Raw genomic sequence first — 19,268 nt, forward strand, 5'->3', positions numbered from 1 at the left:
AAAATGCGTATGAGTATATCAAGAACGAAAATGCTGCAAGTCAGCAAGTGTTTAATCGGGCTGGCGGTCATGGTGTTGCAATCCTGCGATGTAGCGGACAACCGCCGTGACCTGCTTTGCGGAAACTGGGAAAGCGTAGAGGGCAAGCCCGACGTGCTTATCTACAAGGAGGGCGAAGCCTATAAGGTGACGGTGTTCAAGCGTAGCGGGCTGCGCCGCAAACTGAAGCCGGAAACCTATCTCTTGCAGGAAGAGAACGGCAACCTGTTCATGAACACCGGCTTCCGTATCGACGTGTCCTACAACGAAGCAACGGACATCCTGACCTTCTCGCCCAACGGGGACTATGTGCGCGTGAACCCGAAACCGGACCATCCGATAGGCAAGCAATAAATAATGAAATCCACTAAAATCCAAAGTAACATGAGAACAAGAATAACACTTATTATCTGCCTGTGCCTGTTTGCAGTCGGCAGGGCAAGCGCACAGTGGGCGGTGATAGACCCGTCCAACATCGCGCAGAGCATCGTGAACACCTCGAAGAACGTGGTACACACTTCCACGACCGCCCAGAATATGATAAAAAATTTTCAAGAGACGGTGAAGATTTACGAGCAGGGCAAGAAGTATTACGACGCGCTCAAATCCGTGAACAATCTGGTAAAGGACGCCCGGAAGGTGCAGCAGACCATCCTGATGGTGGGTGACATCACCGACACCTATGTGACCAGCTTCCAGAAGATGATGCGTGACGACAACTTCACGGTGGAGGAACTGGGAGCCATCGCCTTTGGCTACACCAAGCTGTTGGAGGAATCCAACGACGTGCTGACGGAACTGAAGAACGTGGTGAACATCACCACGCTCTCCATGACGGACAAGGAGCGCATGGATGTGGTGGAACGCTGTTACTCCAAGATGAAGCGTTACCGCAACCTCGTGAGCTACTACACCAACAAGAACATCAGCGTGAGCTACCTGCGGGCAAAAAAGAAGAACGACCTCGACCGCATCATGGGGCTGTACGGGAACATGAACGAAAGATACTGGTAGCCTATGAATTTCGACAACCTTCACCAGATTCTGCGCTCGCTCTATGAGCAGATGATGCCGCTATGCGGGGACATGGCGGGTGTGGCGAAAGGCATTGCCGGGCTGGGCGCGCTGTTCTACGTCGCCTACCGGGTGTGGCAGTCGCTGGCGAGAGCCGAACCGATAGACGTGTTCCCTATGCTCCGCCCCTTTGCGATAGGCTTGTGCATCATGTTCTTTCCGACGGTGGTATTAGGTACGATAAACAGCATCATGTCGCCCGTCGTGCAGGGTACGGCAAAGATGCTGGAGGCGGAAACGCTGGACATGAACCGATACCGTGAGCAGAAGGATAAACTGGAATACGAGGCGATGATGCGTAATCCCGAAACCGCCTACCTCGTGTCGAACGAGGAGTTTGACAAACAGTTGGAGGAACTGGGCTGGTCGCCCGGCGACATGGTGACGATGGCGGGGATGTATATCGAGCGCGGGATGTACAACATGAAGAAGGGCATCCGCGACTTCTTCCGCGAGATATTGGAACTGATGTTCCAAGCCGCCGCACTCGTGATAGACACCATCCGCACGTTCTTCCTCGTGGTGCTGGCGATACTCGGTCCGATAGCCTTCGCCATATCGGTATGGGACGGCTTCCAAAGCACGCTCACGCAATGGATATGCCGCTACATACAGGTCTATCTGTGGCTGCCCGTGTCGGATATGTTCAGCACCATACTGGCGAAAATCCAAGTGCTGATGCTGCAAAGCGACATCGAACGGATGCAGGCTGACCCGAACTTTTCGCTGGATTCGAGCGACGGGGTGTATATCGTCTTCATGATAATCGGCATCATCGGTTACTTCACCATCCCGACGGTGGCAGGCTGGATTATCCAAGCCGGAGGCATGGGAAGCTACGGTCGCAACGTGAACCAGACGGCAGGACGAGCCGGAAGCATGGCGGGCAGCGTGGCGGGTGCAGCCGCAGGAAACGTGGTCGGACGTGCCGGGAAACTGCTGAAATAATCAACTGACAATTAAAAACGAATAAACAACAATGGAATTTAAGTCACTCAAAAACATCGAATCATCGTTCAGGCAGATACGCCTGTTCGGTATCGTCTTCCTCTCGCTGTGCGCCGTGATAACGGTATGGAGCGTGTGGAGTTCCTACCGCTTCGCTGAGCGACAACGGGAAAAGATTTACGTGCTGGACAACGGCAAGTCGCTGATGCTGGCTCTCTCGCAGGACTTGTCGCAGAACCGTCCGGCGGAGGCAAGGGAACACGTGCGCCGCTTCCACGAGCTGTTCTTCACGCTCTCGCCCGAAAAGAGCGCGATAGAGCATAATGTGAAACGCGCCCTGCTATTAGCGGACAAAAGCGTGTACAACTACTATTCGGACTTCGCCGAGAAGGGGTACTACAACCGTATCATCGCCGGGAATATCAACCAAGTGCTGAAGGTGGACAGCGTGGTATGCGATTTCAACGGCTATCCCTACCGTGCCGTGACCTACGCCACGCAGAAGATCATCAGACAAAGCAACGTCACCGAGCGCAGCCTCGTGACGACGTGCCGCCTCTTGAACTCGTCCCGTTCGGACGACAATCCCAACGGTTTCACCATCGAGGGATTCACCATCATCGAGAACAAGGATTTACAAACCATCAAAAGGTAACGGACATGAAGAAAATCAGGAAATCATTTTGGCGTGCGTACTGGAAACTCCACGACAAAAAGAAAATGCTGGTGGCAAGGCTCAAAGGCTATCTGGACGGTTTGCCTCCGAAGACACGCAAACGCATCGTGCTGACGATGCTCGCCGCCTTCACGGTGCTTGCCCTCTACACCTTCGGAAAAGCCGTCTATGACATCGGCAGGAATGACGGCAGCCGTATGGTGACAGACCATGCCGGACAAGTGGAACTGTCCGTAAAGCCGGACAACAATCATAATGTAATACCTTATTTATATGGAACAGACGAAGAATGAACCTAAAAACGAGAACAAGGCGGCTCCCGACAACGGGAAACCGAAGAACCAACGCCAAGCCGAGAGCCATCAAGCCTGCTTGAATGGCCAAGGCGCGAAGGAGGAAGGCAAAGCCAAGGAGCGCAAGCCGCTGACCGAAGCCCAAAGGCTGAAACGTCAGAAAATGATAGTGTTGCCCGCTATGGTGCTGGTATTCATCGGGGCGATGTGGCTGATATTCGCCCCGTCTTCCGACAAGGAGCAGCAACCGGGGACGGGAGGTTACAACATCGAAATGCCCGACGCGGACAAGACGAACCGCCAGATCATCGGCGACAAGGCGAAAGCCTACGAGCAGGGGGCGATGGAAGAACGGCAGGAGAACCGCAGCCGTGCCATGCAGGAACTGGGCGATATGTTCGACCGCGAGGTGGCGGAAACGGACGGCGGCAGGGACTTCGACCTTGCTAATCCCGGAAATGCGGAAGAAGCAACATCAACATCATCCGCTCCGAAAACCATCCAATCATCCGCAGCCGCCTACCGCGACCTCAATGCCACGCTCGGCAACTTCTACGAGCAGCCGAAGAACGACAACGCGGAAATGGATGAACTGTTGGAGCGCATCGCCTCGCTGGAATCGAAACTGGAGAGCGAGAAAGACAAGGCGTCCGCTATGGATGACCAAGTGGCACTCATGGAGAAGTCTTACGAGTTGGCGGCGAAGTACATGGGCGGACAGAACGGCACACAGCCACCTGTCGGACAGGCGGCTGAGCCTTACCCCGTGCAGAAAGCCGGAAAGAACACGGCTGCACCTGTCAGGCAGGTGACGCATCAGGTGGTATCCTCGCTCTCACAGCCGATGAGCAACGCCGAGTTTGTCGCCTCATTCTCGCAGGAGCGTAACCGCAGTTTCAATACGGCGGTGGGCGTCACGACCGTATCAGACAAGAACACCATATCGGCGTGTGTCTATGGGGCGCAGAGCGTGACCGACGGGCAAGCTGTCAAACTCCGGCTGCTGGAGCCGATGGAGGTAGCGGACAAAATCATCCCCCGCAATGCGGTGGTGGTAGGCACAGCAAAGATTCAGGGCGAACGGCTTGACATAGGAATCACGTCGTTGGAATATGACGGCACTATCATTCCGGTGGAGCTGGCGGTGTATGACACGGACGGGCAACCCGGTATCTTTATTCCCAACTCGATGGAAATGAATGCCGTCAGGGAGGTTGCCGCCAACATGGGCGGCTCGCTGGGCAGCAGCATCAATATCTCCACCAACGCAGGGGCGCAGCTTGCCTCCGATTTGGGCAAGGGGCTGATACAAGGCACAAGCCAGTATATCGCCAAGAAGATGCGTACCGTCAAGGTGCATCTGAAAGCCGGGTATAAGGTAATGCTCTATCAGGACAGGAATTGAAAACAGAAAAAGTAACAACAATCCAATTTTTATTTACCACTAAAATCCAAAGTAATGAGAAAAGTAATCATCATGTTTGCCCTCGCTATGGGCATCGTAACTGCCAACGCGCAGGAGAACGTAACCGTTGGAAAGGACAACGGAAGTGAACAACCGACCTTGACAAAGGAGGTCTATCCGCAGAAGGAGGCGGACGGCGACCTGTATCACGGGCTGACAAAGAAGCTGACCTTTGACCGCATGGTCCCTCCGCACGGCTTGGAAGTGACCTACGACAAGACCGTCCACGTCATTTTCCCCTCGGAGGTTCGTTACGTCGATTTAGGTTCGCCCGACCTGATTGCGGGCAAAGCCGACGGAGCGGAGAACGTCATCCGCGTGAAGGCTACCGTGAGGAACTTCCCGAACGAAACCAATATGTCCGTGATAACAGAGGACGGGAGTTTCTATACCTTCAGTGCGCCCATAATAGGGGCTTGATAATAATCACTTTGGCAAGTGATTAGGTTAGTATTCCAATTTATAAACCTATCCCAGACCGACTTATCCGAATGGGAAACCAAACGGGGAGTGAAGCATGTCGGTAACGCGATAAGTCAGTTAATTGCTAAACTGCGACTGAATTGCTATGGGAAAAGACAGGCACGAGGATGAAACCTGATTGGTTGAACAATAGTCCTATGACTAATGTAGAGGTGGCAACGGAAAGCAGTTATATACGTTGCCTCGCAGTACCCACGCTTATTGAACGGAGTGATGGGCAAGGAATTTACTGCGACATATCCGTCAGAGAACAGAAAGGGATGTACGTTGCATCCGACAGTCTGTCAAGCCAAGTTATCAAGTCCACTAAATGGGGATTGCCTACACGGAGATGCCGAAAGGCTATGAGCACAGGCTCTGAAAACTCCGCATGGCAACGGAGTTCCCGTAGTAGTCTGAGCGTGGGAAAGCCACGTACATGGCGAAGGGGAACAGCTCGGTAATTTTAATATTGTCAAACGATAACGTGTGAGACGTATGAGAAATCCAGAGACCATATTAAACAGTTTATCTGCACATAGCAAAGATGTGCATTACAAGTACGAAAGGTTGTACCGCATCCTATTCAATGAACAGATGTTTTATGTAGCCTACCAGAGCATTTATGCGAAACCGGGCAACATGACACCCGGCTCAGACGGTAAGACCATTGACGGAATGAGCGTTGATAGAATAGGACATCTGATAGCTGCGCTAAAGGATGAAAGTTACATGCCAACGCCTGCCCGAAGAGTCTATATCCCTAAAAAGAATGGGAAGAAAAGACCATTGGGCATCCCATCAATCGAAGACAAGATGGTGCAAGAGGTCGTCAGACTTATTCTTGAAGCTGTCTATGAGGGACATTTTGAGAATTCCTCGCATGGATTCAGACCAAGAAGAAGCTGTCATACGGCTTTGCGTTCCATCCAAACTCTTTTCACTGGTGCGAACTGGTTCATCGAAGGTGACATCAAAGGATTCTTCGACAACATCGACCACCATATTCTGATTGAAACTCTTCGTGAGCGCATATCAGATGAAAGATTTCTTCGACTGATATGGAAATTCCTAAAGGCTGGATATATCGAAGATTTTACATTTCACAAGACGTATTCGGGAACTCCCCAAGGAGGGATAATAAGCCCTATCTTGGCAAATATCTACCTTGATAAGTTCGATAAATACATGCGTGAATATGCGGAATCATTCGACAAGGGCAAGAAAAAGCGGGAAAACCCACTCCACGCAAGTTACAGCCGAAAGGCTGTAAGATTACGCAAGACTATCCGAAACGCCACTGATGAGGATACGAAACGTGAATTGCTGACACAACTGAAAGAGGTGGAAGCTAAGACACGGAGAGTGCCGGCATCTATGGCAATGGATAGTAATTACAAGAGACTTAAATATATCAGATATGCCGATGACTTTCTAATCGGTGTAATTGGTAGTAAAGCAGACTGTGCGAAAATGAAAGAGAACTTTACAATATTCATGAGAGACAAACTAAAGCTTGAACTCTCCGAAGAAAAGACCCTTATCACAAATGCGCAGGATTCAGCAAAGTTTCTTGGGTATGAAATCTCTGTCAGAAAATCCGAAGCCATGAAGCGAAACAAGCTGGGATGGCTGAAGAGACCGTTCAGCGGACGCATAATACTGGCTCTGCCTATCGCCTCCGTCCAAAAGAAATTATTGGAACTGAAAGCAATGGAGCTTAGGGTAATCAATGGAAAGGAAATCTGGTATGCCATGCCACGCAATTACCTGACCAAAGAAGACCCAGCCACAATCTGCGCACGCTATACAACTGAAATCAGAGGTTTGTACCAATATTATAGGATTGCGGACAACATCTCTTTTGCAGGAAGTAAATTCGGTTACATAATGCGATATAGTTTCTGCAAAACTTTGGCAAAGAAACTAAATTCATCAACTGCCAAGGTTATACGAAAGTACAGAAGAGACCATGACCTGGCGATACCTTATCAAGCAAAGAAAGGAGAAACCAAGTTCCGAATACTCTATAATGACGGCTTTGCAAGGCAAGAGCCGGACAAAGACGCAACCTGCGATAATCTACCTAACACGTTTGTACTTCCTTTCCCCACTCTTGCGGAGAGACTCATGGAGCACAAATGTGAATTGTGTGGAGCAACCAATGTCAAGACCGTAATGTATCAAGTCCGTAAACTCAAAGGTATAAATACCGATACGGAGTGGCACCGACTGATGATTAAGAAATGGCGTAAGACGTTGGCAGTATGCAAACATTGTAATGCAAACATTCATGCTCATGACAAATAAACTGACATTACCAGTGGAGAGCCGTATGCAGGGAGACTTGCACGTACGGTTCGGGGGCAGGCTATGGGAAACCTACCACCGAAAGGTGGTAAGGCGCCCATCGCCGAGCCTACACGTGAAATATGCCTCCGAACCGTTGCTGCTCAATGTGGAGATGTGCGACTTCATCCATGACGGCGAGAAGGTGAACCGCCCGAACAATGCGCAGGAAATCTATCTGAAGGAACTGGGCAGCGAAAGCCCGATGCTGGTACGCCTTATCATGAAGTCCATCCACAAGCAGAACAAGCGCGAGGTGAAGCACATCGGCTGCAAGCGATTCGGTATCCAGTATCTGCTGAAAGGTATCTACACGCATAATGGTTTGCTCTATTTCCACACGGAGATAAAGAACCAGAGCAATGTGCCTTTCGATGTGGACTACATCACATGGAAAATCGTGGACAAGAAGGTGGCGAAGCGTACCGCCGTGCAGGAGCAGATCATCCTGCCGCTCCGTGCGCAGAATTACGCCACACTCGTGCCGGGCAAGAAGAGCGAGCGCACGGTGTTCACGATGGCGAAGTTCACTATCCCCGACGATAAATGCCTCGTGGTGGAACTCAACGAGAAGAACGGGGGGCGTCACCAGTCTTTCGTGATTGAGAACGAGGACTTGGTACGTGCCAATACCATCAACGAACTTCAAGTGCGCTGACCATGAGAAAGTACATCGCAATAATCATCGCGTCGCTTGCCCTGGTTACGGGGCAGGCGCACGCCCAGCGATGCCTGCCGAAGATGCAGGGCATCGAGGTCAGGGCGAACATGGCGGACCGCTTCAATCCCGGCGGCAACGACGGCGGGTACAGTTTCGGGGCGGCTCTCTCCACCTACACGAAAAAGGGGAACAAATGGGTGTTCGGCGGCGAATATCTGTTGAAGAACAACCCTTACAAGGACGGAAAGATACCCGTGGCGCAGTTCACGGTGGAGGGCGGATACGACTTCAAGATACTTTCCGATGCCCGTAAAATCGTGTTCGTCTATGCAGGTGCTTCGGCTCTTGCCGGATATGAATCGGTGAACTGGGGCGAAAAGGTACTGCATGACGGCTCCACGCTCCATGACCGGGACGCCTTCATCTACGGCGGTGCGCTGACGCTCGATGTGGAGTTTTACGTGGCAGACCGTATCGCCCTGCTCGCCAACCTCCGGGAGCGTTGCCTGTGGGGTGGCGACACGAGGAAGTTTCATACGCAGTTCGGGGTCGGAATCAAGTTCATCATCAACTGACACGGACATGGAACGGACGGAAATAGACATCATCAGACAAATGCCCATTGCGGTTTTTCTCGCACGGCTGGGGCATGAGCCTGTCAGAAGGAGCGGTAACGAGCTGTGGTATATCGCCCCGTATAGGGGCGAGCGCACGCCCTCTTTCCGTGTGAACGTGGCGAAACAGCTCTGGTACGACTTCGGTCTGGGCAAAGGTGGTGACATCTTCACGCTTGCCGGGGAGTTTATCGGAAGTGGCGACTTCATGGAACAAGTGAAGTTTATAGCGGGAACCTCTAATATGCAGATTGCAGAGTTTGACAAACCGACCTACATTCCGAAGCAGACAGAACCTGCCTTTGAGGGAGTGGAAGCCGTCCCTCTGCTTCGTTCTCCACTGACAGACTATCTGGCGGAACGGAGCATTCCTTACGTTGTCGCATCACGCTACTGCTGCCGACTGAATTACTGTGTGCGTGGCAAACGATATTTTGCCGTCGGTTTCCCGAACGTGGCGGGTGGATATGAGATCCGCAGCCGCTTCTTCAAAGGATGCGTGCCTCCGAAAGATGTGTCGCTGGTCAAGGCGGAAGGCTCTCCGGCTGACGTGTGCAGCGTTTTTGAAGGCTTCATGGACTTTCTTTCTGCTGCCACGTTCGGATTGGAAAAGGGTGAGTGCCTCGTATTGAACTCTGTTGCCAACGTGGAAAAGGCAATGAGGTATCTGGACGGCTGCGGGTGCATAGACTGTTATCTCGACCATGACGCAGCCGGACGGCGCACGTTGAAAACGCTGAAAGGACATTATGGAGAACGTGTCTATGACCGTTCCGCTCTCTATGACGGTTGCAAGGACTTGAACGAGTATCTGCAACTGACAACCAAAAAAGAACAATAACTTAAAAATCAAATGACAATGAACATACTGAACAACAAAAACAAGAGAATATCAATCTTCAAGACGTTGGCACTCTGCCTGTTCGCTGCCGTGTCGCTCACGCTCGTATCGTGTGACGACGACATGGACATACAGCAATCCTATCCCTTCACGGTGGAAACCATGCCCGTGCCGAACAAGGTGACGAAGGGGCAGACGGTTGAAATCCGCTGTGAGCTGAAAAAGACGGGCGACTTCGCCAACACCCTCTACACCATCCGGTATTTCCAGTTCGAGGGGGAAGGCACGCTGAAAATGGACAACGGAATCACGTTCCTGCCCAATGACCGCTACCTGCTTGAAAACGAGAAGTTCCGGCTGTACTACACGGCGGCGGGTGAGGAAGCGCACAACTTCATCGTGGTAGTGGAGGACAATTTCAGCAACTCCTACGAGTTGGAATTTGACTTCAACAACCGAAACGTGAAGGATGACGGGGTTATCACTGTTGTCCCCATCGGGAACTTCAAGCCCCTTACACGATGATGCGTGTATTCATGGCTATCCTCTGTTCGCTTCTGGCGGTCTGTTCCGTGTCCGCACGGAACAGACGCCATGAGGGAACGGACGGGCAGGCGGCTATCTACCGGCTGCCGCTTTTCGAGAGGGCGGTGCGATGCACGAAGTATTTTGAGGGCTGGCATTCGGAAAAACATCACCCGTATGTAGGATATGGACATCGGTTGCAGCCGGGGGAAAGGTATTCGGCACGCACCATGACGAAGCGGCAGGCGGACGCGCTTCTGCGAAAAGACCTGCGGAAGTTCTGCGCGATGTTCCAGCAGTTCGGGAAGGATTCGCTTCTGCTTGCCACGCTCGCCTACAATGTCGGTCCATATCGACTTTTGGGTAGCGGAAAGATTCCCAAAAGCACGCTGATCCGAAAGTTGGAGGCGGGCGACAGGAACATCTATCGGGAGTATATCGCTTTCTGCAACTACAAGGGGAAACGGCACGCCATGCTGCTCAAACGGAGAAAGGCGGAGTTTGCACTGTTGTATGTACCATAAATAATAAGTACCTGACAAAAGAAAATCCGATGAAGCCGCAACTTCATCGGATTTTCTAATATATTGCTGCTATCAGATAGTTTGAGATGGCAGTTCTTTTATATGAACTACATTATATTCTTTGCCTTTCTTTATGTCAGTTATCTCAAATTTTGTTCCTCTTTCAAATTCCACTTGATATTCAGGATACGGACAATCCTCTCCATGATTATATATTTTATATATTTCATAAGCTTTTGTTTGACCTTCCGGTAAAGGCTCAATTATCCATTTTATAGAATGAGCATTATCAAAATCATCTATTGATGTCGTAAAAAAGCCATTTACGGTAAAAATATCTCCAATCCTATTATTACCACGCATAAAACCATCATTGGCATATAACACAGGGTGAGTATTTTTAGGAGCTTTTCTTAATGCACTATCTAAGTTTTGGATTAAAACTTCTGTTAAGGCATTCAATTTACGCCTATTATACAGAGGTTCTTGTATGAACCGAGAACTACCAAAGCCTTCAAGGATGACGATACTTAATGCTTCTAAATCAGTCAAATTATATTCTTTATAATGTATTTTATTGACCTCTTTCAGATGTTGTATCGCTTTTATATGAGAATTCAACAACTCAACATCTCCTCCTCGTTTATATGCAGATGGATTGTGCTGATATATTGTTTCTACAATTAGTTGTAAATCTTCTATATTCATATTAATATACAAAAAAATAACAATGCAAAATTAGCCTTTTATGGCTAATTTTACATATTCAAATAAGAATTTTATCGAAGATTGGAACAAAGGTTTCTTTGCTACTTTCTTTGTCCGCCATCATGCTCACTGAAAGAAAGTAGGCGGCTTTCGCCGCCCATCGTTCAAAAACGGGTGTAAAGCCCCGTCACCATCGTGAACATTTCCTCCAGCATATCGCAATATATCCCCTCGTGCGTTTCTATGTCTTTCGTCTTGCACTCGAATGTCTTTTTGCTGAACGTCCTGCGGTAGAAGCGCATATTGTAGAGGTCTGCCCCTGCATCATAGATGATGTCAAGGCGGTTGGCACTCGTCTTGTTCCTCGCAAGGCTCATGCGTAAGCCGTTGCCCATGTCTATGAAGTCTTTGCTTCCCGTCATGGTGGCAAAGCGTCTGCCACCTATCTGCTCCAAAATTGTCTTCGCTATCATATTCGTTGTATTTTAGGCGTTATGTTGTGGCGGTGCGGACACCGCCACAACGTTCAAAATTCAGTTTTCTCGGCTATGGGTGTGCATCTTTCCAGCCACTCTTTCAGCCACTCCATGTTATACTCGCTCGTTATGACTGCCGTATGGCTGTCAATGGCAGTAAACCTGCTACTTTCATAGTTGTCTATCCACCCCTTCAGGGTATCAACTCCCCATGCTTCGGCATCATCAAACATTCCGTCCAATGCCTTGATTGGCTCGCTGAACTTGACTATCAGCGTTTGGTAGGCAACTTCGTTCATCGCTTGTCCTCCTTTCTTTCCTTTGCCGTCAGCCACTTGTCCCGTGCGGCTCGGCACTCGTCTAACGTGGGTTTCACACAAGAGAACAATTCCCCGTCCGTGTGGCGGTAGTCGTATTGCATAAGTGTCCGCTTACGTCTGCCGATACCCGTTTGGGACTTCTCGTATTTCTCTGTCCCTGCTTGCGTGCAGGTGCTTACTCCGTTGATGGTCATCCGTGTACTCATAATCGTTATTTTTAGATGGTTAGAAATGTACTGACAACACTCTGTTCTGCATCACTATTTCGGGGTTACTCGTATAGCGTTGGTGCAGGTAGAAATGATGTGAGCCGAAGCCGTAATAAAAGAACTTGTCAAGTTCGTGTTTCTCGGCAAAGTCCTTGACGCTCGCCCTTAATTGCTCCTCACTCTGACAAAGAGTGAGGAGGTTCATAAATTCAAGGAACATCGTGGGGATTTTATCATCCCATAGGAAAACCATGCTTTCAAATCTTACTTCCATAATGTTAGTTGTTAGATGTCGATATTATGCCGCTTTCATCCGCTGGCGGATAAGGTTGGCGTTCTTGTTCACAAGGGCGATGATGCGGTCGTGGTATTCGGAGTTCTCGTTGCATACGCCACGACACTGCACCACCTCAAAAGTTTTTAGTGACACCTCTATCGTTTCAATTCGTTTTCCGTCAATGGTGGCGGATAGGATAAGGGAGTCTTTTCGTTTGTGGTAACCGCCCACACAATGGTGCATCGTCCTTCCTTCCTCTGCCATTTCTTCCACGCTCTCTATGACTTTGACGCAAATAAGGCTGTCGGTAAAGGCAAGTCCGAAGAATATGCCCTTAGCTTTCAGATATTGTTTCTCGTCCTCAATCGCTTTCCTGCGTTGCTGTTCAGTCCACTCATGTTTCCTTTGCAGGTTGCGCTTTGCCACCAACTTGTCGTGTTCAACTTTGAGGTCGGCAGGGCAAACGTATTTCGGGCTGTTTGTGTCCTTGCCGAAATGACGCAGGAGGTCTATGGTGTCACGCCACATTGAGCCGTCCTCAATGGTATAGCCGTTGCGGATACATATCTTGATTGAAGCCCAATACTCTCCAATATTGAAAGAGTGGTACAGATAGTAGCGCAACATGGGATATTGCCCTGCCTTCAACAGCGTTTCCGCACGGCTGTCCGACAATAATGCCGGTATTAGTTTGGTGGGTACAATGTCGTGGAAATTGCCGTTAAAGCCGTTTCTGCGGAGCGTCGGCAACACCTTATATCTTGGATATATCGGGGAATATGAGATATGGCGGTACGCTTCATTGTCATTGCGGATAGCAAAAGGAGAAGCGAATGAGAACGTGTCGATGTAGCATCCCAATGTGCGTGGAATGGCAACAACAGCCTTACGCCCTTGTTCATTCCACCAATACTGCCCGATTTCAAGGGCATAGGACTTGGCATTAACCCCTTTCTCCATACCCACGACAAGCAAGAACATTCGTAGCACTTGGTATTCTCCGCTTGTGGTAAGGGTTGTGAAATACTGCTTTTGTCTTACCTTGCGCTGATAGGTGAGGCAGACTTTCAAACTTGCTCCACATTCGGGACACGTACAATGCTCGGTCTGCTCCGTCATTACCCAACTATGACCGCAATCCATACAAGTGGTACGACCTTTCGGCAAGCGGTGTGCATAATGCTCCACGCAATTACGGAATGCCCAATTTATCTGTATCGGGGTTATCGGGCGTAGTTTCTTGCTTTGGGCAAGAACTGCTTTTTCAAATTTGTTTCTCGGTTTCATAAGCCAAAATCAAATAATGAGGGTTGAACTTGGGTTTCTGTTTTCGCCTTTGTCGGCTTGGTGCGGTTCTGCAACTTGCGGAGTTCCTCGTCTTGGTATCTGCGGACTGCCTGCTGACGTGCTTCTGCTTTTTCCTCTGCCGTGAGTTCCACAATGTGGTTCACCGCCACTTGGCATTGGATAGGCTTGCCCACCTCAATCTCGTTCTCGTCATAGTAGTGTACTGCTTGTCCGTATATCTCTCCGTCCGTGAAGCCGTTACAACCGCTTTTCTGCACATAGTTCAGAATGTAGGTAACGCAATCGTCAATGTTCTTGGCTGGATTGCGGTAGTTCTTCGCAAAGAGCGTGTCTTCCTCCGCACGTTGTTCCAAATACATCTGTATCGTTCTCTTGAAATGGTCTGTTCCTTTCATATCGCTGTCGTTTTTATGAGTTGTCAAATAGTATGTTTCAAAATCTCCCTCCAATAAATCGGCTCAACCTCGCTCAATAGGAAGTCTATAAAGTCCTTCCGTGCGTCCTTGTTCAGTTCGTGGTAGAGTCCACGGAACACGGACATATTGCCGTTGAGGTATGTTTCCACCATGTACTCGAAGATGTTGCCCACCTCGTAGTATCTGCATTGTTGCTCCACTGTCTTGCTTCTTCTCTTTGCCATGTCGGTAGGGATTAAAGGGTGAATAACCAAAGAATGAAGCCGAAGAACAGGATAACGGAAAGAATAGCCACGATTACCCCTATTGCCACTCGGAACACTCCGTTTATTATCTCTCTGACGATGTACCAAAGGATGCCGGACACCCAAAAGGCGGTGCGCATGATTAGGGTGCATATCGCAAGCCCTATGTATTGCGCCATTTGTCTGAAATTTACCGTTGCTGTCATAGCCGTATCATTTGTTAAGTTCCACGATGCTGTCTATCCTGCCGTATAGGAAACTGCGGAGTGCGGTCTTGTCGGTAGCCTTGTATTCCGCCCAATGTCCATACTGCTTTACAATGTAGGTTCGGAGAATGTCGGAAAAGTCAAACATCCAACCTTGCAAGGGTACTGCGCTCTTGAAATAGGTGTTGCTGTTCACGTTGCGTGTAAGCCAATCCTTTTCCTCTCGGCTCAATTTCTCACCATTGTTCAGTTTGGTGCGAAGTCCGTACACCTTGCTGCCTTGCAGGTTCTCCAAACTTGGTACTTCCCATGCCACGAATTTTGTTGCTATTGCCGTTCTCATATCCGTTTTGTTTTTGATTTTTTGTTTTTTAATGCGGATTCAAGAGCTGAGGGAGTTGAGTTTCAAACTATCTTATCTGCTTCTCGTTTATCCGACATTTTTTTTAATGCGTCTTTCTGTCGCATCGGTCGTTTTCGTTTCGGGTGCTTAAAAAGGTAGGGATTAGGGAATGCAAGGTTTTTCGGAAAAATACTACCCGAAAGGCTGGAGATTTTTCCAGAAAACAGGAGGCTTGACCTTGCTTTCCCGTACAATCCCGGAGTTACCTTTGCACCCAGCACGAAAATGACTGCCTGATGCGGCTCACTGAAAGGCGCGAAAATGGAGGTAAACGGAAGTGGAGGCAGATTAGACAGGAAAACTTCAAAAGAGAAATCCGTGAAAAAGACATCCCCAACAGAAAAGAACATAGCCGGTAGCGTGAAACCGAGCAAACCATCGGCAAGGAAGTATGTTTTTATCTGTTTGGCCAAACGTGTTTGGTCGGATGGATAAAATCATTCTTCCCGGTTTGTCTGCCGTGAGTGACGGCTTGTTCCATTTATGGAATGTGCGGTCATACACGGCTTTCCGCTTCCGGCTCAAAAGGACAACGAAAAAAGAAAAATCGTCAAAACCCCGTAAAAGCACCTCTTTGGCATAAGCACAAAAGAAAGGGGCCTTGTCTCATCAGTCTAAACTATTGTTTAGGCATGAGGCAAAGCCCTTTTCTCCGCTTATGCGGCAGTCGGCACACGTTCGTTCAAAATCTTTTTGGGCGATGGTGTGCTGACGGATAAAATCGCTTTTACGGAAAAACTTGTGTGAGAAGAAAAATCAGGAGATTCATTTCTAAATCTCCCGTTTTATTGTTACTTTTGCATACGAAGAGTTCTTTGAAGGTTACGCAACGCACAGAAGAATAATGCAGTAGATAACTAACTAATTCGTAACCTATTACTATTATGAGCGATTACCCAATGCTCATTTCCAATAAATTACACTCTTTTCGTAACTTCATTTTACAAAGATACGACTTTTGTCCGTATAACCTGATATATGCGATTATTCTCTTTTTAGCAAGAAAAGTTATAATTCGTATTTTTATTGGAGAAAAAATGGCTAACTTTGCACATTGCCGTAGCGGAATACGGTGAAATTATTTATTTAATTAATTATTGAAATTAAAAATGGGACATCATCAATTGGATACTTTAGACGAGCAAATACTGCAGTTGATTGCCGATAATGCGCGTATTCCTTTCCTTGAAGTAGCCAGAGCTTGTAATGTATCTGGAGCCGCTATTCACCAGCGTATTCAGAAACTAACTAATTTGGGAATCTTGAAAGGGTCGGAATATGTCATAGATCCGGAGAAGATAGGATATGAGACTTGTGCATATATCGGAATCTATTTAAAAGATCCCGCTACTTTTGATGCCGTGACAAAAGCGTTGGAAGCCATTCCTGAGATTGTGGAGTGCCACTTTACTACGGGTAAATATGATATGTTTGTTAAGTTGTATGCGCGGAATAACCATCACTTGTTGAGCATTATCCACGATAAATTACAGCCGCTGGGATTATCGCGTACGGAGACGTTGATTTCATTCCATGAGGCTATTAGGCGTCAGATGCCGATAGTAATAGACGAGGAAGAGGAATAATCCTATCGGCGGATATAATTGACAAAAGCATAAGGGCAGGGATGTTTCTCGTCTATCGGATGGGAATCCCTGCTTTTTTCTTGCCATATTTTGGGGTCTACTTCCGGAAAATAAGCATCTGCCGTGGGAGCTTCAGCATCTATTTCTGTAAGGCAAAGTGCATCTGCCAAGGGGAGAGCTTGGCGATAAACGCTGGCTCCACCTATGATATAGACCTGTTCATCCTCTGTACAGTTTTTCAAAGCATCCTCAAGTGAGGGAAAAACTTCCGCACCCGGACATTGTGTGCCGGGGCGGGTAGATAAGACAATGTTGCGCCGATTCGGTAAGGCGCCTTTGGGCAGTGACTCAAAAGTTTTCCTCCCCATGATGATTGTATTGCCGGTAGTAAGCGCTTTGAAGCGTTTCAGGTCGTTGGGAAGCCAGAATAATAATTTATTTTCATAACCGATACCCATATGGCGGTCTACTGCGGCGATGATGCTAATCATATATCTAGTATAATCAAATGGTTTTCAATGATGAAGGATTCTTCTCTTATACTGCTACTTTCCCGGCGATATGCGGATGCGGGTCATAATTAACCAATTCAAAGTCTTCATACTTAAAGTCGAAGATGCTCTTTACATCCGGATTGATTTTCATTTGCGGAAGTACTCTCGGTTCGCGGCTTAGTTGGAGTTTTACTTGCTCCAAGTGGTTCAGATAGATATGCGCATCTCCCAGAGTATGTACAAAATCTCCTGCCTGCAATCCCGTAACTTGAGCTACCATTTGTAAAAGCAATGCGTACGATGCAATGTTGAAGGGTACTCCAAGGAAAATGTCCGCACTTCGTTGGTAAAGTTGCAGGCTGAGTCGCCCGTTGGCTACATAGAATTGAAAGAAAGCATGGCAAGGCGGCAGATTCATGTTATCCAAATCACCTACATTCCATGCGCTGACTATGATACGGCGTGAATCCGGATTGTGTTTGATTGTTTCTACCGCTTCACTGATTTGATCAATAGTTCCGCCTTTGTAATCCGGCCACGAGCGCCATTGGTAACCGTAGATATGCCCCAAATCTCCATTTTCGTCAGCCCACTCATTCCAGATACGTACACCATTCTCTTGCAAGTACTTTACATTCGTATCGCCCTTTAAGAACCACAATAGTTCGTGGATAATAGATTTCAAATGGAGTTTTTTGGTTGTCAGGCAAGGGAATCCCTCGTCCATATTAAAACGCATCTGGTGTCCGAACACACTGATAGTGCCGGTTCCGGTGCGATCACTTTTTTCTATGCCTTCAGTCAACACACGGTTGAGTAAGTCTAAATACTGTTTCATGGATTACTTATTAAAAGCTTTGCCAAAGGTAGACAAAGTTCTTGGGAAATTAAAGATTAGAGATTAAAAAAATGGTGGAACGACTTACAGGAAAGGAGTCATCAGATTCCCGACCCAGCCGATAAATTTCTTCCAGCCGGAGCGTTTCTTCCATATTTCGGGGGTAAGCAAGATGCTGTTCTTCTTATCCCTTTCAAACATACTGTTCAGTTGGTGCGTTGTCGACGGGTCAAAGATGAAAGCATTTGTCTCATAGTCGTAGCGCAAGCTGCGGCTGTTGAGGTTTGCCGTACCTACTGTGCAGAAAGAACTGTCCACCATCATTACTTTGGAGTGGTGGAATCCATCCTTAAACAAGTAGATTTTGGCTCCCCGTTTCATCAGTTTGTGTGCAATGTAGAAAGAAGCTTCGGGAGTAAAAGGAATATCCGATACTGCCGGTATCATTATTTCCACCTCCGTACCTTTCTTTAGTGCTTTCTTGATAGCTTTACGAATGGATTTTGTTGGTACAAAATAGGGATTTACTATTTGAATGTTTTTCTGGGCAGCTTCTATTGAGACGGCATAAGCATGACTGATGGAACGGGGCGTTTCCCGCGGAGTACGGTCTACTATTGAAACTTCCTCGGCTATGCTGTCCGGATACTGGGGCAGGTTGGGAAAGTACGCCGGACCACCGATGTGTTGTCCGGTTTCCTGATTCCACATCGTCAGGAAGATACCTTGCAGATAACGTACGGCATCTCCTTCTATATGTATGTGCATATCATGCCATTTACCTATTTTGGGTAAGCCGTTGATGTAATAGTCGGCAATGTTCATTCCGCCTGTATAACCGATTTTTCCGTCGATAACAACAATTTTGCGGTGGTCACGGTGCATGGCATGGTTGATATAGGGGAAAGTGATAGGGTCGAACTTGACAATCTCGATACCGCGCGCCTTTATTGCCTGCAAATGACGTTTCTTTAGCGGTTGGTTATTGGACCAGTTGCCGAATGCATCGAACATGGCGCGCACCTCCACGCCTTCTTTTGCCTTTTCCGCCAGTAAATCGAAAAGGGCATTGGCGATAGAGTCGTTACGGAAGTTGAAATACTCCAGATGAATGTGATGCCGGGCATGGCGGATGGTTTCAAATAAATCAATAAACTTCTCGCGACCGGTCATTAACAGCTCAACTTTATTGTTGTAAGTCAGCGGTATTCCCATTTCTTGCATATAGCCCATCACGAGAGAATCGCTGGTGCTTTGTGCCCGGACGCTTCCAATGAAAAATGTAAATAATATGACGAATAGAACCTGTCT

Annotated in this window: 27 protein-coding genes and 2 pseudogenes; 15 read left to right on the forward strand and 14 right to left on the reverse strand. The window is 48.2% G+C overall.

Annotated elements, in window-relative coordinates; genetic code table 11:
• Nucleotides 1-9: 9 nt before the first annotated feature.
• From DW121_RS04120 to DW121_RS04185, 14 genes and pseudogenes are all read left to right on the forward strand, one after another.
• The gene (locus DW121_RS04120) at nucleotides 10-393 is read left to right on the forward strand and encodes a DUF3876 domain-containing protein (RefSeq protein ID WP_008645944.1); all 384 of its coding nucleotides are present in this window, start codon (nucleotides 10-12) and stop codon (nucleotides 391-393) included.
• A gap of 30 nt (nucleotides 394-423) precedes the next feature.
• The gene (locus DW121_RS04125; protein ID WP_004308927.1) at nucleotides 424-1,053 is read left to right on the forward strand and encodes a DUF4141 domain-containing protein; all 630 of its coding nucleotides are present in this window, start codon (nucleotides 424-426) and stop codon (nucleotides 1,051-1,053) included.
• 3 nt (nucleotides 1,054-1,056) lie between these two features.
• On the forward strand, nucleotides 1,057-2,061 hold the full coding sequence (gene traJ / locus DW121_RS04130; RefSeq protein ID WP_005643924.1) for a conjugative transposon protein TraJ: 1,005 nt from the start codon (nucleotides 1,057-1,059) through the stop codon (nucleotides 2,059-2,061).
• Between the two features lie 31 nt (nucleotides 2,062-2,092).
• The gene (traK, locus tag DW121_RS04135) at nucleotides 2,093-2,716 is read left to right on the forward strand and encodes a conjugative transposon protein TraK (protein ID WP_004308925.1); all 624 of its coding nucleotides are present in this window, start codon (nucleotides 2,093-2,095) and stop codon (nucleotides 2,714-2,716) included.
• A gap of 5 nt (nucleotides 2,717-2,721) precedes the next feature.
• Nucleotides 2,722-3,030, forward strand: a complete 309-nt coding sequence (locus DW121_RS04140) for a TraL conjugative transposon family protein (protein ID WP_032567516.1) — start codon at nucleotides 2,722-2,724, stop codon at nucleotides 3,028-3,030.
• Nucleotides 3,011-4,435 (forward strand): conjugative transposon protein TraM, encoded by a 1,425-nt coding sequence (gene traM / locus DW121_RS04145; RefSeq protein WP_117678604.1) that lies wholly within the window; start codon nucleotides 3,011-3,013, stop codon nucleotides 4,433-4,435. Before DW121_RS04140 ends, traM begins: the two co-directional genes overlap by 20 nt.
• A 54-nt stretch (nucleotides 4,436-4,489) precedes the next feature.
• Nucleotides 4,490-4,894 (forward strand): annotated as a pseudogene (locus DW121_RS04150) (DUF4138 domain-containing protein); the annotation flags it as partial.
• A gap of 191 nt (nucleotides 4,895-5,085) precedes the next feature.
• Entirely contained in the window at nucleotides 5,086-5,421 is a 336-nt protein-coding gene (locus DW121_RS04155) for a hypothetical protein (RefSeq protein WP_228683657.1), read from the forward strand.
• 34 nt (nucleotides 5,422-5,455) lie between these two features.
• Nucleotides 5,456-7,267: a reverse transcriptase/maturase family protein gene (locus DW121_RS04160; protein ID WP_044545269.1), complete on the forward strand. Its 1,812-nt coding sequence runs from the start codon at nucleotides 5,456-5,458 to the stop codon at nucleotides 7,265-7,267.
• 106 nt (nucleotides 7,268-7,373) lie between these two features.
• Nucleotides 7,374-7,964: pseudogene (gene traN, locus DW121_RS04165) on the forward strand (conjugative transposon protein TraN); the annotation flags it as partial.
• Between the two features lie 2 nt (nucleotides 7,965-7,966).
• Nucleotides 7,967-8,542 (forward strand): conjugal transfer protein TraO, encoded by a 576-nt coding sequence (locus DW121_RS04170; protein ID WP_117681730.1) that lies wholly within the window; start codon nucleotides 7,967-7,969, stop codon nucleotides 8,540-8,542.
• 7 nt (nucleotides 8,543-8,549) lie between these two features.
• Nucleotides 8,550-9,422 (forward strand): toprim domain-containing protein, encoded by an 873-nt coding sequence (locus DW121_RS04175; protein WP_008645933.1) that lies wholly within the window; start codon nucleotides 8,550-8,552, stop codon nucleotides 9,420-9,422.
• 18 nt (nucleotides 9,423-9,440) lie between these two features.
• Nucleotides 9,441-9,947 (forward strand): DUF3872 domain-containing protein, encoded by a 507-nt coding sequence (locus tag DW121_RS04180; RefSeq protein ID WP_008645930.1) that lies wholly within the window; start codon nucleotides 9,441-9,443, stop codon nucleotides 9,945-9,947.
• Nucleotides 9,944-10,471 carry a glycoside hydrolase family protein gene (locus DW121_RS04185; protein WP_008645928.1) on the forward strand — a complete coding sequence of 176 codons (528 nt, stop codon included), beginning with the start codon at nucleotides 9,944-9,946 and terminating at the stop codon, nucleotides 10,469-10,471. Before DW121_RS04180 ends, DW121_RS04185 begins: the two co-directional genes overlap by 4 nt.
• A gap of 72 nt (nucleotides 10,472-10,543) precedes the next feature.
• Here DW121_RS04185 and DW121_RS04190 read toward each other — a convergent pair whose 3' ends face one another.
• The 11 genes from DW121_RS04190 to DW121_RS15680 form a co-directional block, all read right to left on the reverse strand.
• The gene (locus tag DW121_RS04190; protein ID WP_117678617.1) at nucleotides 10,544-11,179 is read right to left on the reverse strand and encodes a hypothetical protein; all 636 of its coding nucleotides are present in this window, start codon (nucleotides 11,177-11,179) and stop codon (nucleotides 10,544-10,546) included.
• A gap of 164 nt (nucleotides 11,180-11,343) precedes the next feature.
• Entirely contained in the window at nucleotides 11,344-11,652 is a 309-nt protein-coding gene (locus DW121_RS04195) for a hypothetical protein (RefSeq protein WP_008645916.1), read from the reverse strand.
• Between the two features lie 53 nt (nucleotides 11,653-11,705).
• Complete coding sequence (locus DW121_RS04200; RefSeq protein WP_032567514.1) at nucleotides 11,706-12,011, reverse strand: DUF6956 domain-containing protein; 306 nt, start codon at nucleotides 12,009-12,011, stop codon at nucleotides 11,706-11,708.
• On the reverse strand, nucleotides 11,951-12,181 hold the full coding sequence (locus tag DW121_RS04205) for a DUF3873 domain-containing protein (protein WP_008645914.1): 231 nt from the start codon (nucleotides 12,179-12,181) through the stop codon (nucleotides 11,951-11,953). The genes DW121_RS04200 and DW121_RS04205 overlap by 61 nt, the downstream gene beginning before the upstream one ends.
• Before the next feature lie 19 nt (nucleotides 12,182-12,200).
• Nucleotides 12,201-12,458, reverse strand: a complete 258-nt coding sequence (locus DW121_RS04210; protein WP_008645913.1) for a hypothetical protein — start codon at nucleotides 12,456-12,458, stop codon at nucleotides 12,201-12,203.
• Nucleotides 12,459-12,482: 24 nt separating this feature from the next.
• Complete coding sequence (locus DW121_RS04215; protein ID WP_008645912.1) at nucleotides 12,483-13,748, reverse strand: PcfJ domain-containing protein; 1,266 nt, start codon at nucleotides 13,746-13,748, stop codon at nucleotides 12,483-12,485.
• The gene (locus DW121_RS04220; RefSeq protein ID WP_004310304.1) at nucleotides 13,745-14,164 is read right to left on the reverse strand and encodes a PcfK-like family protein; all 420 of its coding nucleotides are present in this window, start codon (nucleotides 14,162-14,164) and stop codon (nucleotides 13,745-13,747) included. The genes DW121_RS04215 and DW121_RS04220 overlap by 4 nt, the downstream gene beginning before the upstream one ends.
• A 23-nt stretch (nucleotides 14,165-14,187) precedes the next feature.
• Nucleotides 14,188-14,409, reverse strand: coding sequence for a hypothetical protein (locus tag DW121_RS04225; RefSeq protein WP_008019901.1), 222 nt, complete (start codon nucleotides 14,407-14,409; stop codon nucleotides 14,188-14,190).
• Nucleotides 14,410-14,420: 11 nt separating this feature from the next.
• Nucleotides 14,421-14,636 (reverse strand): hypothetical protein, encoded by a 216-nt coding sequence (locus tag DW121_RS04230; RefSeq protein ID WP_005643957.1) that lies wholly within the window; start codon nucleotides 14,634-14,636, stop codon nucleotides 14,421-14,423.
• 7 nt (nucleotides 14,637-14,643) lie between these two features.
• On the reverse strand, nucleotides 14,644-14,979 hold the full coding sequence (locus DW121_RS04235; RefSeq protein ID WP_004310306.1) for a hypothetical protein: 336 nt from the start codon (nucleotides 14,977-14,979) through the stop codon (nucleotides 14,644-14,646).
• 62 nt (nucleotides 14,980-15,041) lie between these two features.
• Nucleotides 15,042-15,452 (reverse strand): hypothetical protein, encoded by a 411-nt coding sequence (locus tag DW121_RS15680; RefSeq protein ID WP_032588465.1) that lies wholly within the window; start codon nucleotides 15,450-15,452, stop codon nucleotides 15,042-15,044.
• Between the two features lie 696 nt (nucleotides 15,453-16,148).
• Between DW121_RS15680 and DW121_RS04245 the strand changes: the two genes are divergently transcribed.
• Nucleotides 16,149-16,625, forward strand: coding sequence for an Lrp/AsnC family transcriptional regulator (locus DW121_RS04245; protein WP_117710805.1), 477 nt, complete (start codon nucleotides 16,149-16,151; stop codon nucleotides 16,623-16,625).
• Nucleotides 16,626-16,627: 2 nt separating this feature from the next.
• On the opposite strand, the gene DW121_RS04250 is transcribed toward DW121_RS04245, so the two are convergent.
• The 3 genes from DW121_RS04250 to cls form a co-directional block, all read right to left on the reverse strand.
• Entirely contained in the window at nucleotides 16,628-17,116 is a 489-nt protein-coding gene (locus tag DW121_RS04250) for a dihydrofolate reductase (protein WP_118323110.1), read from the reverse strand.
• 46 nt (nucleotides 17,117-17,162) lie between these two features.
• On the reverse strand, nucleotides 17,163-17,957 hold the full coding sequence (locus DW121_RS04255; RefSeq protein ID WP_117710803.1) for a thymidylate synthase: 795 nt from the start codon (nucleotides 17,955-17,957) through the stop codon (nucleotides 17,163-17,165).
• Between the two features lie 84 nt (nucleotides 17,958-18,041).
• On the reverse strand, nucleotides 18,042-19,232 hold the full coding sequence (cls, locus tag DW121_RS04260; RefSeq protein WP_255419889.1) for a cardiolipin synthase: 1,191 nt from the start codon (nucleotides 19,230-19,232) through the stop codon (nucleotides 18,042-18,044).
• Nucleotides 19,233-19,268 lie beyond the last annotated feature (36 nt).

It is taken from the genome of Bacteroides sp. AM10-21B (assembly GCF_003472565.1).
Taxonomy (GTDB): Bacteria; Bacteroidota; Bacteroidia; order Bacteroidales; family Bacteroidaceae; genus Bacteroides; species Bacteroides propionicigenes.

What these genes read in the sequence shown, in the direction of transcription:
- DW121_RS04120 (WP_008645944.1), top strand. Translation starts at nt 10, where the DNA reads ATGAGTATATCAAGAACGAAAATGCTGCAAGTCAGCAAGTGTTTAATC.
- DW121_RS04125 (WP_004308927.1), top strand. Translation starts at nt 424, where the DNA reads ATGAGAACAAGAATAACACTTATTATCTGCCTGTGCCTGTTTGCAGTC.
- traJ (WP_005643924.1), top strand. Translation starts at nt 1,057, where the DNA reads ATGAATTTCGACAACCTTCACCAGATTCTGCGCTCGCTCTATGAGCAG.
- traK (WP_004308925.1), top strand. Translation starts at nt 2,093, where the DNA reads ATGGAATTTAAGTCACTCAAAAACATCGAATCATCGTTCAGGCAGATA.
- DW121_RS04140 (WP_032567516.1), top strand. Translation starts at nt 2,722, where the DNA reads ATGAAGAAAATCAGGAAATCATTTTGGCGTGCGTACTGGAAACTCCAC.
- traM (WP_117678604.1), top strand. Translation starts at nt 3,011, where the DNA reads ATGGAACAGACGAAGAATGAACCTAAAAACGAGAACAAGGCGGCTCCC.
- DW121_RS04155 (WP_228683657.1), top strand. Translation starts at nt 5,086, where the DNA reads ATGAAACCTGATTGGTTGAACAATAGTCCTATGACTAATGTAGAGGTG.
- DW121_RS04160 (WP_044545269.1), top strand. Translation starts at nt 5,456, where the DNA reads ATGAGAAATCCAGAGACCATATTAAACAGTTTATCTGCACATAGCAAA.
- DW121_RS04170 (WP_117681730.1), top strand. Translation starts at nt 7,967, where the DNA reads ATGAGAAAGTACATCGCAATAATCATCGCGTCGCTTGCCCTGGTTACG.
- DW121_RS04175 (WP_008645933.1), top strand. Translation starts at nt 8,550, where the DNA reads ATGGAACGGACGGAAATAGACATCATCAGACAAATGCCCATTGCGGTT.
- DW121_RS04180 (WP_008645930.1), top strand. Translation starts at nt 9,441, where the DNA reads ATGAACATACTGAACAACAAAAACAAGAGAATATCAATCTTCAAGACG.
- DW121_RS04185 (WP_008645928.1), top strand. Translation starts at nt 9,944, where the DNA reads ATGATGCGTGTATTCATGGCTATCCTCTGTTCGCTTCTGGCGGTCTGT.
- DW121_RS04190 (WP_117678617.1), bottom strand. Translation starts at nt 11,179, where the DNA reads ATGAATATAGAAGATTTACAACTAATTGTAGAAACAATATATCAGCAC.
- DW121_RS04195 (WP_008645916.1), bottom strand. Translation starts at nt 11,652, where the DNA reads ATGATAGCGAAGACAATTTTGGAGCAGATAGGTGGCAGACGCTTTGCC.
- DW121_RS04205 (WP_008645914.1), bottom strand. Translation starts at nt 12,181, where the DNA reads ATGAGTACACGGATGACCATCAACGGAGTAAGCACCTGCACGCAAGCA.
- DW121_RS04210 (WP_008645913.1), bottom strand. Translation starts at nt 12,458, where the DNA reads ATGGAAGTAAGATTTGAAAGCATGGTTTTCCTATGGGATGATAAAATC.
- DW121_RS04215 (WP_008645912.1), bottom strand. Translation starts at nt 13,748, where the DNA reads ATGAAACCGAGAAACAAATTTGAAAAAGCAGTTCTTGCCCAAAGCAAG.
- DW121_RS04220 (WP_004310304.1), bottom strand. Translation starts at nt 14,164, where the DNA reads ATGAAAGGAACAGACCATTTCAAGAGAACGATACAGATGTATTTGGAA.
- DW121_RS04225 (WP_008019901.1), bottom strand. Translation starts at nt 14,409, where the DNA reads ATGGCAAAGAGAAGAAGCAAGACAGTGGAGCAACAATGCAGATACTAC.
- DW121_RS04230 (WP_005643957.1), bottom strand. Translation starts at nt 14,636, where the DNA reads ATGACAGCAACGGTAAATTTCAGACAAATGGCGCAATACATAGGGCTT.
- DW121_RS04235 (WP_004310306.1), bottom strand. Translation starts at nt 14,979, where the DNA reads ATGAGAACGGCAATAGCAACAAAATTCGTGGCATGGGAAGTACCAAGT.
- DW121_RS04245 (WP_117710805.1), top strand. Translation starts at nt 16,149, where the DNA reads ATGGGACATCATCAATTGGATACTTTAGACGAGCAAATACTGCAGTTG.
- DW121_RS04250 (WP_118323110.1), bottom strand. Translation starts at nt 17,116, where the DNA reads ATGATTAGCATCATCGCCGCAGTAGACCGCCATATGGGTATCGGTTAT.
- DW121_RS04255 (WP_117710803.1), bottom strand. Translation starts at nt 17,957, where the DNA reads ATGAAACAGTATTTAGACTTACTCAACCGTGTGTTGACTGAAGGCATA.